The organism is Amycolatopsis sp. NPDC005003, from assembly GCF_053600695.1.
On sequence record NZ_JBSGAI010000024.1, the window covers coordinates 106383 to 122218 of the forward strand.

Genomic DNA, 15836 nt, shown 5'->3' on the forward strand with positions numbered 1-15836 from the left:
CAGTCGGGTTAAGGTCACCGTCGGATAAACCGAGGGGACCCGATGTCGTTCGTTTCGCCGCTCTTCCTGTGGTACTTCATGCCGGCGGTGCTCGTCGCCGTGCTGGTGTGCCCGCGGAGCTGGCGGAACGGCATCATCGCGGTCGCCAGCCTGCTGTTCTACACGATCGGCGCCGGCGCCTTCGTGTTCCTGCTGCTCGGCTGCATGGTGGTCAACTTCCTGGCGGGGCCGCTCCTGGCCCCGAGCCCGTGGGACGTCCACGGCGTCCGCCGTCGCCGGATCCTCATCGCGGTGGTGTCGCTCGACGTCGCGGTGCTGCTGATCTGGAAGTACGCGGGCTTCGCGACGCAGCAGATCGCGGCGGTGGCGCACTGGTTCGGCGGCAGCGTGCCGGTGGCGAGCCTGGTCGTCCCGATCGGCATCTCGTTCTACACGTTCCACCACATCTCGTACGTGGTGGACATCTACCGGGGTGAGCGTCAGGCGCTGCGCAACCCGGTGTCGTTCGCGGCGTACATCGCGATGTTCCCGCAGCTGGTGGCGGGCCCGATCGTGCGGTTCCGGGAGATCGCCGACCAGCTCCCCCAGCTGCGCTCCCACCGCCTGGACGACATCGCGGCGGGCTTCCCGAGGTTCGCGCTGGGCCTGTGCAAGAAGACGATCATCGCGGACTCGCTGGGCCCCCTGGTCGACGCGTGTTTCAAGGTCCCCCCGGACCAGATGACGTTCACCACGGCGTGGCTGGGCGCGGTCGGCTACACGCTCCAGCTGTTCTTCGACTTCTCGGGCTATTCGGACATGGCGATCGGCCTGGGCCGCATGCTGGGCTTCCGGCTGCCGGAGAACTTCGCGAGGCCGTATTCCTCGGTGACGATCACGGAGTTCTGGCGCCGCTGGCACATGAGCTTGAGCCGCTGGTTCCGCGACTACGTGTACATCCCCCTGGGCGGCAACCGCCACGGAGCGGCGAAGACGTACCGCAACCTGTGCATAGTGTTCGTCCTGACGGGCTTCTGGCACGGCGCCCAGTGGACGTTCCTGGTGTGGGGCTGCTACCACGGAGCGCTCCTGGTGATCGAGCGCCGCTTCGGCCTCGACCTGGACCCGTCGGCCCCGTGGAAGCGCTACCTCCGCCGGGCCCTGACGATGCTCCTGGTGGTGATCGGCTGGGTGTTCTTCAGGTCGCCGGACCTGGGCCACGCGCTGTCGATGATCGGCCACCTGCTGATCCCGGACTTCGAAGGCCTGGGAGCGGGGGTGGAGCAGGCATTCACGAACCAGCGCCTGGTCCTCCTGCTGGCGGCGCTGGCGGTGTTCGTCCTGCCGGCCCACCCGGTGACCGGCCCGCTCCTGGAGTCGAGCCGAAGCCGCCCGGCAACGGCACTCCGGATCGGCGTGATGACGGTGGGCCTCCTGTACGCGGCCATCCTGATCGCCACGGGAACGTTCAGCCCATTCCTGTACTACCAGTTCTAGCGGGCACTCCTGGACGGGTGACGCTTCGGTAGCTTGAAGTGCCTTCTACCTGCGGTTTTACGTCTCGCGAGTTCTCCAGACTTCTCGCCGGTGCCCGTCGTCAGACGGCCTGGAGACGGCCTGAGCGGGCCTCGACCACTCCTCCCCCATCGTCCCGATAAGCAGCCATCCTCAGCGGCCGTCGCGCCGGGTCAAGGCACGCTTCCCAGCCTTGACGCGGTGCGGCGGCCGTTGGACGATCCGGCTCTCGGGTCGGTGGGGCTGGTGACGGACGTCGAGTAGCCGGCCATCTGCCGAGCTTGCCTCTTGGAGCCGAGGTAGACCTCTCGGCGGCGCGCTGTGCCCGGCTGCGCTCGGCGGGCTCGGCCCGCGACCGGCGGCCGGAGCGGAGCGGCAGGCCGTCCGTGTCGCAGGGGGCCGGAGCCCGCCGAGCGCAAGGTGACCAGCGCGCCGCCGCTGGCGGCGCGCCTTGATCCCATAGAGCCAAGTTCGGCAAGTTAGCTTTGGTGTTGATTGACTGCTTCGTCGCCAAATATTCGACGCGCCAAGTTGTCAACCAGTTGATGCCATATTCGATCGAGCCGCGACGGACGGCGAGGGTTTAATCTCAACTCCATGAGGATGAAGTCTCGCAGGCTCGCTCTTTCGAGCCCGGCACCTCGCTTGCGCTCAAGCAACTGAGGGAGATTTGGTCCCCCCTCTTCTTGCAAGCCTTCAACGATCTCCAGTTCGATAACATCAACTACCTCAAGAGGTGCGACATCTTCACCCTGTAGTAAACCAGCCTCGGCGACATGCTCTCTCAATAATGTCAGAGAAATGGGATTAACCGGAAACCCCTCAGTGGTAACCAATAAAGGATAGAAGGTCCGCTTAACGGGAGCCCCAAACCCCGTCAATTGTTGCTCAGACCGCCTAATTTCACTGATAGACGAATCGATTTGTTCCACCTCTCCAACCAGCTTAAGTAGATCTTCGACCACGGACTCATCGGAGACGCCGTAAACAGATTCCCGCTTTAACTGACTAGTGGTTACCTCAATTACAACCCAAGAGTCGCCATAATCAATGGCCGCGTCCGCGACTTTAACTCCCTGGACACCTCCATATGCAGCCTTTAAGTGTTCATCATGGTAAACACGCTGCATCGCGGAAGTGCTAGCAGTCATACTATCCAGGACTTCTGCGCAATATTTCTCCGACAGTCGCCGCAGGCTTTGCTTCAAACTGGCCGCCTTCTTCTTTGCCGCAGCTCCCTTGTACCTAGCAGCGAACTCGACGTCAAATATTGGGAGCCAACCGAATACCCGAGGCAGCAGCAGCGCCAAGTCTAAGATAATTAGACCACCATGCCATAATCGGACGACTGGATACCTGCCGAAAGTTCCAAATGTCCAATCAGTCTTTGCGTTGCGCCGCTCATCAAGTATAGCTCCACGAAATTCGGGCAGTTCAGCAGAGAAGACCGCCAAGGCCTTGTCGAGCCTGTCAGAATCCCATGCGAGACTAGAGAGGTACTCGCGAGTGACGATTGAATCACCATTCACAGATATAGAGAAGAGCACCAGACCTACCGCCAGAACATCACGAAGCGGAACACCGACAATCTCCGCGTATCCTTGCTCCATGTCTGTAATTTCCGGCGAACCCTTGAGTTCAGACGGAAGTTCGAGCCACACCCTGGCAAATCGGCCCATGAGATTGACTTCGTCAATACTGGAATTGAATATCTGATTCGATATTATCTCCCTACCCAGCGCGCCTGGACTCTTAGAGACAATCGTGTTCCCGCTTTCGGCCGCCTCGAGTCGGGATCCAAACATTTCTTGTGCCGCAATCAGAGCAACTACAAAGTTTCCTGGCACTACATGAGGAAGCAGAGAGTCGCCGCTAGCCCTCATTGAATAGGCAATCAAAGAATAGATAGCTTGCGGAACAATTAGGCCGCGATTCGGCTGACGCAGAAGATTGAGAACACGATCCTTTACTGGCGAATTAAACCACATATCGGCATATTTCTTATCAACCTCAGATCGATTGACTCCGGGCCGCCGCAAGTCGCCAAGTATCGTAGATGAAATGCGAAGGACATCCTCAGCAGTAAGCCGGGTAAGGTTATCAATCAAGAGGGAAGGCGGTACGGAGAATTCGAATACTTCTTCCGCTGAAAGATAGACCGTTATCTGATCAATCGGAGCAGGGGACTGCGCCGCAGACTCTGGAATTATCAGCCCACTTTCAAGCTGTCTCCACTTTGCCCCAAGGGCCTGAACACCGGTTCCCGTGAAGTAAGTGCGGCCGTCGTACGGGGAAAATACGAAGTTCCGAGGAATGCCGCGAGGCTCTTTGCCCGTGACCAAGTCGCGGAGCTGCCTAGACTTTCCCGCGTCACCTTCAGTTAAGGGCCCCACGAAGGCGTCGCCGATACGGAAGTCACCCCGCGAGTCTTCGTCCATACACTAGAGTCGCCCAGCGCGACGAGCTCGTTACAGGTCAATCACCGGGCGGTTTAGGTGAAATATGTGACATGCGTTTCACTGAGAGCATGCAAAATACGAAGTTGAATTGATTCATGGATGGACAATTCTTCTATGGCGTTCGGCTTGACCCAAAAAACTTCTGAACTTTCTGAGCTTCCACGAAGACTGCCCCCGACGTAACGAGCGCGGAAGCAGATTGAGAACTCTTGCCTGACCTCACCGTCGTCGTAGGCGATGACGTGCTTGGGGTTGGAGTACAGGCCGATCACGCCCGTAACCTCGCACTCGATGCCGGTCTCTTCACGAACCTCCCGGACTGCCGCCTGGGCCAGAGTCTCTCCGAGTTCCAGCTGACCGCCGGGGATGGAGTACAGGTCGTTGTCCGTGCGCCTGATCATCAGGATCCGGCCTTCGTCGTCCTGGATGAACGCCGAGACCGCTACTGCGATGCTGTTTGCCTTGGGTGCGTTCGGGTCGTTGTAGTAGTCGACTCGGGTCATGCTGCCTCCTAGAAGGTGGCGGGCTTGGCGAGGTTCCAGACTGACTCGAAGCTCTCCGAGTACGTCTCGAAGAGGTCCCCGGCGGAGAGCCTCCTCAGGTGGAGGGATGGGGCGTGGGCTCCCTGGAACCCGTACACGTGCGTGTTGATGATCATCTCGTCGTCGAATCGGAAGATTGAGTTGTAGAGCGTCGTGTTGTGGAACCGCATCTCCACGCCGTCGACTCCGACCAGCGGCCGATAGGACGCCAACGCATTGCGGATGCGCGCCGCGAGGGTCCCGTCGCCGAGCTGTTCTTCCTCGCCGCGCAGGGCGACGCTGTCCCCCTCGGGATCTCCGAACACGAGGCGGATTCGAGCGCCGGCCGCTGCCTTGGCTGTCAGGTCCTTGATGAACCGTGGGCGTTCCACCAGAAACAGAGCCGCGTGGACCAGGATCTCGACGGTCTCCGATGCTTCCTTGATCAGCCGGTCCCACAGCTCGACAGGGACGGCATTGCGGTGCGGGAAGACCTGAACCAGCTCGGCGGCGGCGGTCTCGGCTTTGCGATCGGGTGCCACGGAGTCCGGCCACAGGTAGGTCTCTGACTCGCGCGCCATGGCGGCGATCTTGTGCCGGTGCTTCGGATAGGGCGTCCGGTTCTTGGTGATCCAGCGCTCGACGGTTTTCTGATCGACGCCGACCGCCTTCGCGACCTGCTCCAACGTCAGGCCGTTGCGCAGTAGCGCGTCACGCAGGCGTTCGTTCGGCATCGGCACCCCTTGGGACGTGTAGGGACGTCTTCGACGGTACCAGGGACGTCCCAAGATGTCCCGCCATGTGGTGATCACGTCCCGCGTTTTGGCGGAGATTGGGTGTCAGGTTGCCGGGGCAGGCCCGGTGCCAGGACACCGAGGAGGAAGGCGTGACCACTGAAACCACGGTCCAGCCGGCTGGCGCGGACAAGCGGGCGGTACCTCGCCGACGTGCGGCGTAAGCGCGGCGTGGCATGCGCGACACGGTTCAGATCCACGTCACGGCTGATCTGCCGATTCGTGTCCGGGCGCTGACGTACGCAAACCGCGCAGAAGTCCGGTTCGGCAAGGCGTTCCCGGTGGTCCTACTCGTGGACTCCGACGCCATCGCCGTACTGCGGAGGGAACTGGACGAGGTCAGCGCGGCATTGGACGCCGCAGCGGCACGAGGCGGAGAACCGCCCGAAGAGACCAATCAATAGACGACACAAGGGATTCAGCATGGCTATCGACAAGGGACACCGCTTCGGCATCGACTTCGACGACGCGTTTCCGCAGGGCTTGGTGATGGTGGGCGAGGTCTCGCCCGACAACGAGTACCAGTCGCGTGAGGACCGGGCCGCCAATCGCCCGGTTCGGCAGCGGGTCGACGAGATCACGGGCAAGCGGCAGTGGAAGGTGATGGTCACCGACCCGGCCGAGACGCGGGCGAAGCGGGCCTCGTTCGAGATCACCCTTCTTGCCGACGTGCAGCCGGTTCCGACGACGTCGGAGGCGCTGCCGGGGATGCGGCCGATCGAGCTGGACGGCCTGACGGCGGAGCCGCGCGTGGCAGGGCAGGGCGAGTTCAAGTACCAGTCCTACGTGTTCCGCGCGACCGGTTTCAAGCAGGCCACCAGCAATGCGAAGCCGTCTCGGTCCGGTGGGTCCGGTGGGTCCGGTGAGACGGCGAAGGCGGCGTGACGGTGGTGGGCTTCCGCGAGCGGGTCGAGGCGTGGGAGCAGGCGTATCGGGACTATATGGCCGCGTGGGAGCACGGCCGCGCAGTCCTGTCGCCGGTGAGTGCGACGAACACGGCGAATGCTGCTCGGCGGGTGTCGCGGGCGTGGCACGAGCTGGCGCAGTCGCGCGGGTTGCCGTGGTGGTGTGTGGCGGCGCTGGAGTCGGCGGCCGAGGGGTTCGCCGATCTGGCCCGGGAATGGGAACGACATGACGGCAACGTGGGACGGGCTGGGGCTGCGCTGGACAGTCGGGGCGGGGACCGAGGTGACGGTGGAGGAGACCGGGACGGGCGCAGCGTGTCCGCCGGTCCTGGTGCTGGCTGGTGGGCTGTGCGTGGTGACGCTGGTGCCGCCGGAGGACCAGACCGCCTGGACGGGCTGCGCGGTGTTCCTTCGCCGGCTCCGCGACCACGCCGACGACCTGGCGGCACTGCTGGAAGCCCGCGCGGGGAGGCATGAGAGTGCGGAGGGGTGAGCCGAAGACGCTGCGGGATGCCCACGAGGTCGTGATGGACCGCCGGCCACCCAACGACGCGAACCCGTCGGTGTGGCTGGCGTTCCGTCTCGGCAACGCCCGGCTGTACAAGGCTGTCGCCGATGTCGACCGGGGTCATCACCACGAGGCGTTGTACTGGGCCGGGTATGAGGAGCGGAAGGCGGGTGAGATCTCGGCAGAGCTGCAGGCGGAAGGAACGCCTGCTGAGTAGTCGCATGTAGACGACCGAAAAGTCAACAATACTAGCGAAAAACGCACGCAATGACGTGCGGTGATGAAACACGTCCTGATGTGGGTGCGTGTGATCCGTTAAGGCGCAGAAGCGGAAACCGGCTACCAACCTTGCCGCTCCTGCGCTGTCCACAACCAGCGGAAGTGAACAATGACAACGCTAAACGATGACAACGGGCGAGCGTCAACGGGGGTCACCCGAACGCGCTGCGCCTCTTGCAAACGATTCGCGAAACTCCTGCCCGGTGAGACCAAGTGCGCGCCCTGCTTGGGAATGCTGCCGCTGGACCTCGACGTGAAGCGGGGTGGTCGGTGATGTCTCCCGGCTTCGCGGTAGTGGCCCTGGCTGGGCTGGGACTCGGCGTGTGGTTGCTGCACAAGGTCGGTCGCGCCCTGGCGTCCGTGGTCGAAGGCTTGGCTGCGGCTGCGGTGGTGTTCGTGTCCCTGTGGTGGCTGTGCAAGGCCGTGGTCTGGATGCTCGCTCAGGTCGTGACCCGGTGGCGGACCAGTCTCGCCGTGATCGCGGTCTACGCCTGGTGCCAGCTGCTTGGCTGGCTCTCCCTGGCAGTCACCTTAGGCAGCGTCGCGGTGGTGCTGGTGACGTGGTGGGCGATCGGCCCTGTCTCGTTCGATCAGTGGTGCTGGCGGTTCCTGCGCTCCTGGTGGGCCCGCTGGGCGGTCTACGGCCGGAAGCTGCCGGAGTGGCTGCACGCCTGTGGCCTGTCGGTGCGGGACGAGGCGTTGCCGGTGGTGGTGAACGTGAACCTCGTCGGCCGTCGACGTGCGCTGTCTCGGTCGACGTCGAACCGGCCGAATGCGCGGCTGCCGAAGGTGCTCGGGGTTCGCTCTGGCGCGTCGTGGGATGAGGTGCGGGTGGAGCTGGTGGCCGGGCAGAAGCCGGAGGACTTCGACGACGCCGCCCGGGCCCTGGCCGTCGCGCGGAAGGTCGCTCGCTGCCAGGTCCGCGAGCTCGCCCCCAACGTCGTCTCGATCGACTTCCAGCGCCGCGACTTGCTCAGCGGCGGAGTGGCCGGCCCCCGGGTCCCGGACGGCACCGAGTCGACCGGCGTGGACCTGCGCAACGTCTGGGCCGGGCGGACCGAGTACGGCCGTGACTGGCGGGTGCCGCTGCTAGGCTCCGGCGCGCACTGCCTGACTGCTGGCGCCTCCGGGGCGGGCAAGAACTCGGTGATGTGGTGCCCGCTCGTGGCAGCCGCTCCGGCGATCCGGGCCGGGGTGGTGCGAATGTCCGGCATCGACCCCAAGGGCATGGAACTCGCGTACGGGCGCGGCATCTTCACCCGGTACGCGGTCGGCGGCAAGGACGCGGTCGAGCTGCTGGACGGCCTAGTGGAGGAGATGGAATCCCGCAAGCGCGCGTTCGCTGGTCGGCTGCGGACGATCCCGGTGTCGACGGAGTATCCGTTGGAGCTGCTGGAGTTCGACGAGATCGGCGCGCTCACGAAGTACACCGACCGCAAGACCCGTGAGGCCATTGTGGAACGCGTCGCCCTGCTGACCACCCAAGGTCGGGCATTGGGGATCTCGGTCCGTGGCTACGTCCAAGAGCCCACTAAGGACACCGTCCCGGTCCGGGAGCTGTTCACCCGGCGGGTGTGCTTGCGCGTGACCTCGAAGACGCACGTCGGGATGGTGCTCGGTGACGGCGCGTACGAGCGCGGGGCGTGGGCGAACCGCATCGGCGACTCGGAGGCCGGCGTGGGCTACGTCTGGGGCGAGGGCATCCGCGAGCCCCTGCGCATCCGGGCCGGGTGGGTCTCCGACGGCACCGTCAAGGCGCTGGAGGCGTACGTGACCAACGGGGGTATCGCGGATCTGCGACACGGCGGTGAGGGGGTGGCCGCGTGAACCGGCTGATGATCTTCCTCGACGCGATCCGCGACCACCTCGACTCCTACCAGCTGCCGCCTGCCGCGTCGGTCGACGTCAACGCCTGGTCCAGCCCGATCACGGTCCAACTGGATGTCGACGGGCTGCCGAAGGTCGCAAGGGCGTTGCTGGTGTGGAGCCAGACGCTCGAGGACGTCTCGGCTCGGCTGTGGCGGCTGGTCGACGGCAAGTGGGTGCACCTGTCGATCACCGGCCGGACACCCTGCAGCATCCCGGTCCTGGTGTTCGGCGTGGTCCGGTTCGAGCCGAGCACCTTCCCCGACCTGCCGGCCGGAGCGAAGCAGGACATGCCCGTCTACCTGCTGCGTGGCTGGTCCTCGCCCGGAGAGGTGGCGGCTTGATGACCGAGACACGCGCGGAGCGGATGCGGACCCCGCTCGCGGCTGACGTGATCCGGGCGACGGCGGAGAAGCACGGCGTCTGCGTCCGCCCATTCACGATGGAAGTCGGCGACACCGAAACCGGCGAACTCCGCTACGTCCCCGTCCCGTGCGGCTCCACCGTCGAATCGGTGTGCCTGCCCTGCGCCCGGAAAGCGAAGGCGCTGCGACAGGCGCAGTGCCGCGAGGGCTGGCACATGACCGAAGAACCCAACCTCACCGCCGAGCCACCCACGGAGGACCACAAAGAGCTGCTGACCTACCGCGCCGACCTGGTCGCGGCCTACCGGGACGTCGTCGAGCACGACCAAGCCGAGGCCGACGAGCTGCGGGACGAGGTCGCCGGGGTCGATGCGGAACTTCGGCAACTCGGGATGCGGGGCCGGCTGCCCGCCCTCGACGTCCCGACCAAGCGGGCGGTGAAGCGCTCGACTCGGCGTCGGCAGGACGCGCCGAACCTGCCTCGGCAGAAGGTCGCGAAGACCACCGTGGGCCGGGAGTTCGCGGGGAAGTTCCGGCCGTCGATGTTTGTCACGTTGACCTGTGACTCTTACGGCCCGGTCCGTGATGGGGCGCCGGTCGACCCGGCCCGGTATGACTACCGGCGGGCCGCTCGGGACGCGGTGCATTTCTCGGCATTGGTGGATCGGTGGTGGCAGAACCTGCGCCGGGTCGTGGGCTGGGACGCGCAGTACTTCGCGACTGTCGAGCCGCAGAAGCGCACGGCTCCGCACCTGCACGCGGCGATCCGCGGGGCGATCCCGCACGACGTGATCCGGCAGGTCACCGAGGCCACCTATCACCAGGTCTGGTGGCCTAACCACGACCAGATCGTCTACGTCGACCGGATGCCGGTCTGGGATCCGGACACTCGCGCGTTCTTAGACCCGGACACCCGGGAACCGCTGACGTCGTGGGATGACGCCGTGGAAGAGGTGGAGGACCCGGCGCACGTTGTCGTGTTCGGGCGGCAGGTGCACTCGAAGGGCATCCTTGGCGGGACCGAAGAGGCCGGCCGCCACATCGGCTACTTGACGAAGTACCTGACCAAGTCCACCGGCGAAGTCGTGGAAGCGGACACGGCGCGGCTGCGGGATCACCACGACCGGCTACACGCCGAGCTGTCAGTGACGCCTTGCTCGCCGCGCTGCGCGGTCTGGCTGCTCTACGGCGTCCAGCCCAAGGGAGCGGGCAGCAAAACCACCCCGGGCCACTGCAAGGGCCGGGCTCACCGCCGGACCACGCTCGGGCTACCGGGGCGTCGGGTGCTGGTGTCACGCAAGTGGTCGGGCAAGACGCTCGACGACCACAAGGCCGATCGCAAGGCGTTCGTTCAGCAGGCGCTGGCGGCGATCGGGATCGAGAAGCCACAACCGGACCCGGCCCGCTTCGTCTGGCGGAAGGTCGAGCCCGGAGACCCGCAGGTTCCACCCCGGCCACACCTGGTCATGCGCGCGATCGCCGAGCGGATCACGTGGAGGGCCGAGTACGACCGGGCACTACTCGCGGCCGCCGGACCACCGGGGAGTGATCCAGAAACTTCGGCAACTCAGCTCGCAGCTTGACCAGGGGGAACTATGAACAACTTCGAAGGCGCTGACCAGCTCTGGTCGGTTGAGGACGTCGCTGCCTATCTCCGTGTGCCGGTGAAGACGCTCTACCAGTGGAAGTGGCGGGGCGAGGGGCCGCCGGTGAGCAAGGTTGGCCGGCACCTGCGGTACGACTCCGCGTTGGTACGGGCCTGGGTGGCCGGGCTGGAGGCTGCCTGATGGGACACGTCCAGGACCGCTGGTACCGGCCGAAGAAGGACGATCACGGCCAGGTGGTGCTGAACGGGCGCGGCAAGCCGGTGCTTGAGAAGACCGACCTGTACGGCGTCGGGATGCGCTATCGGGTGCGGTACGTCGACCCGACCGGCACTGAGCGGAGCAAAGCCTTTGCGGACAAGCAGAAGCGCGCGGCCGACGACTTCCTGACCAAGGTCGAGCACGAGATGAATCAGGGGGCGTACACCGATCCGGACGCGGGAAAAGTGCCGTTTCGGCAGTACGCGGACAAGTGGCTCCGCACGCAGACCTTCGAGGAATCAACGCGCGAGTCAGTCGGCGTCCGGCTCAAGAACCACATCTATCCCCACCTCGGGGACAAGTACCTGGACATGGTGAAGCCGTCGAGCATCCGGGAGTGGGACCGCGCGCTGCAGGACGGCAAGCTCGCCGCGAGCTATCGGCAGGTGCTCTTCGTCCACGTGCAGAGCATCTTCAACGCTGCGATCGATGACGAGTTGATCAGAAAGAATCCGTGCAACGCGTCGTCGGTGCGGAAGCCGGTCATTCCCGCACGCAAGATCGTTCCGTGGACGACCGACCGGGTCCACGCGGTGCGCGGTGCCATCTCCGAGCGGTACAAGGTCACGGTGTCCCTCGGCGCTGGCCTCGGACTTCGGCAGGGTGAGGCGTTCGGCCTGGCCCTCGATGACGTCGACTTTGACAACGACGTCGTGACCGTCCAGCGGCAGGTGAAGTTCGTCTACGGCAAGCCGTGCTTCGGGCCTCCCAAGCGGGGCAAGATCCGAGAAGTCCCGCTGCCCTCGTCGGTCGCCCGGGACATAAAGGAGCACGCCGAGAAGTTCCCGCCGGTCGTCGTCACGTTGCCGTGGCAGCACCCCGGCGGAGAACTCGTCTCGGCGCGGGTCATCGTCTACTCGCGGGACCTGACCGCTGTGTCCCGGCCGGTCTACAACCAGTGGGCGTGGGGACCGGCCTTGAAGAAGGCTGAGGTTGCCCGGGTCAAGCGCGTCGACGGCTTCCACGCGCTGCGGCACTTCTACGCCTCCACGCTGCTGGACGCCGGCGAGTCCATCACCGCGCTCGCCGAACACCTCGGCCACAGCGATCCCGGGTTCACGCTGCGGACGTACACGCACCTCATGCCGTCGAGCAAGGACCGGACCCGGCGGGCCGTCGACAACGTGCTCGGCGTCCGGCCTGAACCCCCGGCACGGCCTGATGACGGCCTGGCGGCATGATCTAGGTCATGAACCGCAGGTGAGAGGCGGTTCCATACCTTGTACTACCAGTTCTGAGCGAGGACTCCGGACATGACCGACCCGACCGAGCTGTCCAAGGTGCCCGGCGTGATCCCGTACGTCGACCACCACAACGGACCGAGGCGGCTGCTCACCATCGAGATTCCGCACCTCGGCCACACCGTTCGCGCCTACGCGCCGATCGCGAGCATCGACGGACGCCAGTACGTCATTTCCTGGGGCGCCGTCTCCTTCGAGATCCCCGCCGACCGGAACGTGCACGTCAGCGTGCACCTGCACACGAACAGCGGGCACGATCACACGATCACCCCGTTCGCCTCGCTCGTCCTGTCGCAGCACCCCGCGCCGATGCGGCTGGTGGCCCAGTTCGTTCCCAGCCGCGGGCCGGAAGGGGTGCTGGTGCCCGTCGGGTGAGCCGCGTCGCCTCGTGAAACCCACTCACCCGAACGGCCCAACCATGAAACCCTGACCCGGTGCTGACCACCCGGTACCTCTTCCTCACCCGCCACGCGGAGGCGGCCCCGAACGGAAGACTCACCGAAGCCGGCCACCGCCAAGCCGTCCTCCTCGGCAGACGCCTCCGAGACGTCCCGGTGACGGCGATCCACCACGGCCCCCGCCACCGCACCACCGAGACCGCCCACCTCATCGCCGAACAGCTCCCCGGCGTTCCCGTGCACGTCGACAAAGCGGCAGACGACTTCGTCCCGTACACACCAAGGCGAGAAGAACTCCCGGAAACCTCCGGCGACCTCCTCCTCGCGTTCACCCGCCAGTTCCCGCCGGCCGACGAAGAACTGGCCGCCGAAGCCGAACGCCGGTTCACCGGCCCGGTGCCGGGAAGCGAGCCGAGGTACGAAGTGCTCGTCACGCACAACTTCCTCGTCGGCTGGCTCATCCGCGCCTCGCAGGACGCCCCACCCTGGCGCTGGCTCACCCTGACCCACGCCAACGCCGGCCTCACGGTCATCCGGTACTCCCCAGGCCGCCCCGCGGCCCTCCTCACCTACAACGACCAAAGCCACCTGCCCGCCGAACTCCGCTGGACCGGCTTCCCACCCGATTTCTACGTTCCGTAATCGACACACACAACAAGTGACCACCGCGGAAAACCGCTCTCGCCCGAATGGCCGAGCGTGTCAGGATGCGCGGATGAATCCCCCGCCGGCGCCCACGTCCGATCGGCTGAGCGACTACCTCGGCGCCGACGCCGTCGTCGATCACGGACACCCGTCGATCCGAGCGCTGGCCGGCGCGCTGCGCCCTGCCGGCGGCGATCCCGTCGAAGCCGCGAAAACCGCGTTCCTCTTCGTGCGCGACGAAGTCGAACACGTCATCGACGCCGCCGACCCGCGTGTCACCTGGCGGGCGTCGGACGTCCTGCGCGAGCGCGTCGGCATCTGCCACGCCAAGGCGCACCTGCTCGCCGCTTTGCTGCGCGCACAAGGGATTCCGGCCGGCTTCTGCTACCAGGAACTCTCCGCGCTGCACGGGCTGAATGCCGTGTACCTGCACGGCAAATGGTCCAGACTGGATGCCCGAGGCAACCGCACCGGGGCCGGCGGGGAGTTTTCGCTCGACGTGGAAAAACTGGCCTGGCCGGTCGACCGCACCCAGGGCGAACGCGATCACCCGGAGATCCACCCGGCCCCGGCGCCGGTCGTCGTGGATTTCCTGATGACCGCCGAACCGGGCCCCGGCTGGTACGAAAACGGGCTGCCGCGCACGCTTTGATCATGGTTTCCACCCTTTTCAGGAAACCGGCCGACCCGGTAAATTATTGCCGAGAGTGACCTCTGTCCGTCAGTCCTGTCCCCCGAACTTCTTATTTCGCGTACCCCGCGAGGCGCGTAAAGTGACTCCCCGCGCTCGAACAGACACTTTACGCATACGTCCGTTCGGGTGGCTCGAGGGAGGTGAAGCACGTGGCCGCGGCTGGCGGACGCCTCCGCCGTACCCCACTGCAGGAGATCTTCTGGACCAGGACGAGCCTGCTCCTCACGGTGCTCGTCGTGGTCGCCGGCCTGAGCCTGTGGATCGCCGGCCTGATGGACCCCGGCACCGGGAAGAACCTGGTGACGTCGCTGGGCACCGGCACCCTGATCTCGGCGATCGTCGGGTTCGGCCAGACCCTGATCACCGCCAGCGCCTCGCAGCAGGCGCTCGTGACGCCGGTGATCGAGGAAAGCCGGCGCGCGCTGGAGGACCTGAGCGCCGAATACCGCGCGCTGAACAAGGAGTTCTTCCCCACCGACGTGTTCGAGGCGACGACCGATCCCGATCCCGCGTTCAACCGCGCGCTGATGGCCGACCTCGACGCGACCCGGCAGTACTTCTTCCGCGGTTTTTCCGGGCGGCACGCGGCCGCCCGCCTGTTGCTTTCCCGCACCGAACGGGAACTGCGGGCCGTCATCGCCGATCCGCGCGACGCGAGCTCGATCAGCGGGCGCGCCCGCTACCTGCTCCGCCGCGAGGAAGCCGACGTCGACTACGAACAGATCCAGACCCGGCTCGACGAAGAGATCCGGATCGGGCTCGTCGGCCTCTTCCTGGCGCGCAGCCGGTGCGCGTCGGTCGACATCACCGTGGTCGCCGACCCGCCGCTGGACCGGCTCGAAATGTTCGACGACAGCGTGTGGGTGTCGCTCTACAGCGACGTCCGCGGCGCCACGAAGCTGTACCCGCGGTCCCTGCGATTCACCGAAGGTTCCTTTCTCTACAACATGGAACGCGCCGAATTCGTGCGCGTCTCGCAGTCCCGGACCGGCCGCCACTTCCGCATCACGTCCGCGACGACGCGGACGGATTTCCTGGCGCTGTTCGAGAAGATCACCGGATCCCCGTTGTCCGAGGAGCAGTTCCGCGAACTGGAGGCCAAGTTCCACACCTTCCGCGCGGAGTTCTCCGCAGTCGCCGAGCTAGGGAGCTGACCTTGCTCACCCGCCTGTCCCCCCTTTCCGAACTGGCCACCCGCCTGCGCACGGCCAGGTTCCCGATCGCCGCGGAGTGGCGCGTGGTCGACGGCTGGTTCCGGCCGTGGGCCGCCCAGCCCGGCCTGCGGGACGAGCTGCGCACGCAGCTGCGCACGCTGTCGACCCCGCAGGCCACCAAGATCCTGCGCTCGTCCCGGGAAACGACCACCCACTTCGCCTGGTGCCTGCTCGATTCGCCGTCCGACCCGTTTTCCTTCTGGCTGCACGAATACAAGGCGCAGCAGGATTGGCGGGAGGGGTACGCCGATTCCGTGCACAACCACAGGTACCACTTCTGCACCACGATCCTCCGTGGTGACTACCTGCACGAACGGTACGAGACGACGATCGACCCCGGCACCGGGCTGATCGCGTCCGCGCGGTTGCGCCGCCGGACGCGGTGCGCGGCCGGCGCGTGCGCCACCATGCTGGCCGACGAATTCCACCGGATTCCGGAAGCGGCCACCGGAACGATGACTTTCCTCGTCAAATCACGCCCGGTGAGCAGTTTCAGCCTGTCTTTCGACCCGGCAGGCGGAATCGGTCACCGTCACGTTCCGGCAGAGGCCCGATTGGGGGAATTGGCCGACCGCATCTAGCCACACA

18 protein-coding genes are annotated in these 15836 nt (G+C 65.6%); 15 read left to right on the top strand and 3 right to left on the bottom strand.

The features are described from left to right. Window positions 1-42 precede the first annotated feature (42 nt). The gene (locus tag ACWED2_RS26615) at window positions 43-1476 is read left to right on the top strand and encodes an MBOAT family O-acyltransferase (protein ID WP_449693207.1); all 1434 of its coding nucleotides are present in this window, start codon (window positions 43-45) and stop codon (window positions 1474-1476) included. A 497-nt stretch (window positions 1477-1973) separates the two neighbouring features. Here ACWED2_RS26615 and ACWED2_RS26620 read toward each other — a convergent pair whose 3' ends face one another. The 3 genes from ACWED2_RS26620 to ACWED2_RS26630 are packed head-to-tail and all read right to left on the bottom strand — an operon-like array spanning window position 1974 to window position 5208. Continuing rightward, a complete protein-coding gene (locus ACWED2_RS26620) occupies window positions 1974-3932 on the bottom strand; it encodes a hypothetical protein (RefSeq protein WP_449693208.1) in 1959 nt (652 codons plus the stop codon). Between the two features lie 53 nt (window positions 3933-3985). Beyond that, window positions 3986-4456, bottom strand: coding sequence for an NUDIX hydrolase (locus tag ACWED2_RS26625; protein WP_449693209.1), 471 nt, complete (start codon window positions 4454-4456; stop codon window positions 3986-3988). 8 nt (window positions 4457-4464) lie between these two features. Continuing rightward, complete coding sequence (locus ACWED2_RS26630) at window positions 4465-5208, bottom strand: DUF5919 domain-containing protein (RefSeq protein WP_449693210.1); 744 nt, start codon at window positions 5206-5208, stop codon at window positions 4465-4467. Window positions 5209-5444: 236 nt separating this feature from the next. Between ACWED2_RS26630 and ACWED2_RS26635 the strand changes: the two genes are divergently transcribed. From ACWED2_RS26635 to ACWED2_RS26700, 14 genes are all read left to right on the top strand, one after another. Further along, window positions 5445-5672: a hypothetical protein gene (locus ACWED2_RS26635; RefSeq protein ID WP_449693211.1), complete on the top strand. Its 228-nt coding sequence runs from the start codon at window positions 5445-5447 to the stop codon at window positions 5670-5672. A gap of 19 nt (window positions 5673-5691) precedes the next feature. Beyond that, on the top strand, window positions 5692-6153 hold the full coding sequence (locus ACWED2_RS26640) for a hypothetical protein (RefSeq protein WP_449693212.1): 462 nt from the start codon (window positions 5692-5694) through the stop codon (window positions 6151-6153). A 246-nt stretch (window positions 6154-6399) separates the two neighbouring features. Further along, window positions 6400-6666 (top strand): hypothetical protein, encoded by a 267-nt coding sequence (locus tag ACWED2_RS26645; protein WP_449693213.1) that lies wholly within the window; start codon window positions 6400-6402, stop codon window positions 6664-6666. Continuing rightward, complete coding sequence (locus ACWED2_RS26650; protein WP_449693214.1) at window positions 6647-6898, top strand: AMED_5909 family protein; 252 nt, start codon at window positions 6647-6649, stop codon at window positions 6896-6898. Before ACWED2_RS26645 ends, ACWED2_RS26650 begins: the two co-directional genes overlap by 20 nt. Before the next feature lie 335 nt (window positions 6899-7233). Then, window positions 7234-8787, top strand: coding sequence for an FtsK/SpoIIIE domain-containing protein (locus tag ACWED2_RS26655; protein ID WP_449693215.1), 1554 nt, complete (start codon window positions 7234-7236; stop codon window positions 8785-8787). After that, window positions 8784-9170 (top strand): hypothetical protein, encoded by a 387-nt coding sequence (locus ACWED2_RS26660; RefSeq protein ID WP_449693216.1) that lies wholly within the window; start codon window positions 8784-8786, stop codon window positions 9168-9170. Before ACWED2_RS26655 ends, ACWED2_RS26660 begins: the two co-directional genes overlap by 4 nt. Next, window positions 9170-10774, top strand: a complete 1605-nt coding sequence (locus ACWED2_RS26665; protein WP_449693217.1) for a replication initiator — start codon at window positions 9170-9172, stop codon at window positions 10772-10774. The genes ACWED2_RS26660 and ACWED2_RS26665 overlap by 1 nt, the downstream gene beginning before the upstream one ends. 12 nt (window positions 10775-10786) lie before the next feature. Continuing rightward, window positions 10787-10978, top strand: a complete 192-nt coding sequence (locus ACWED2_RS26670) for a helix-turn-helix transcriptional regulator (RefSeq protein ID WP_449693218.1) — start codon at window positions 10787-10789, stop codon at window positions 10976-10978. Next, the gene (locus tag ACWED2_RS26675) at window positions 10978-12237 is read left to right on the top strand and encodes a tyrosine-type recombinase/integrase (protein ID WP_449693219.1); all 1260 of its coding nucleotides are present in this window, start codon (window positions 10978-10980) and stop codon (window positions 12235-12237) included. Before ACWED2_RS26670 ends, ACWED2_RS26675 begins: the two co-directional genes overlap by 1 nt. Window positions 12238-12309: 72 nt before the next feature. Beyond that, on the top strand, window positions 12310-12672 hold the full coding sequence (locus ACWED2_RS26680) for a hypothetical protein (RefSeq protein WP_449693221.1): 363 nt from the start codon (window positions 12310-12312) through the stop codon (window positions 12670-12672). Window positions 12673-12731: 59 nt separating this feature from the next. Next, a complete protein-coding gene (locus tag ACWED2_RS26685; protein WP_449693222.1) occupies window positions 12732-13337 on the top strand; it encodes a histidine phosphatase family protein in 606 nt (201 codons plus the stop codon). A 73-nt stretch (window positions 13338-13410) separates the two neighbouring features. Beyond that, window positions 13411-13992, top strand: coding sequence for a transglutaminase-like domain-containing protein (locus ACWED2_RS26690; RefSeq protein WP_449693255.1), 582 nt, complete (start codon window positions 13411-13413; stop codon window positions 13990-13992). Between the two features lie 182 nt (window positions 13993-14174). Next, entirely contained in the window at window positions 14175-15188 is a 1014-nt protein-coding gene (locus ACWED2_RS26695; protein ID WP_449693223.1) for a hypothetical protein, read from the top strand. Window positions 15189-15190: 2 nt separating this feature from the next. Continuing rightward, the gene (locus tag ACWED2_RS26700; protein ID WP_449693224.1) at window positions 15191-15829 is read left to right on the top strand and encodes a hypothetical protein; all 639 of its coding nucleotides are present in this window, start codon (window positions 15191-15193) and stop codon (window positions 15827-15829) included. The last annotated feature ends 7 nt before the right edge of the window (window positions 15830-15836 follow it).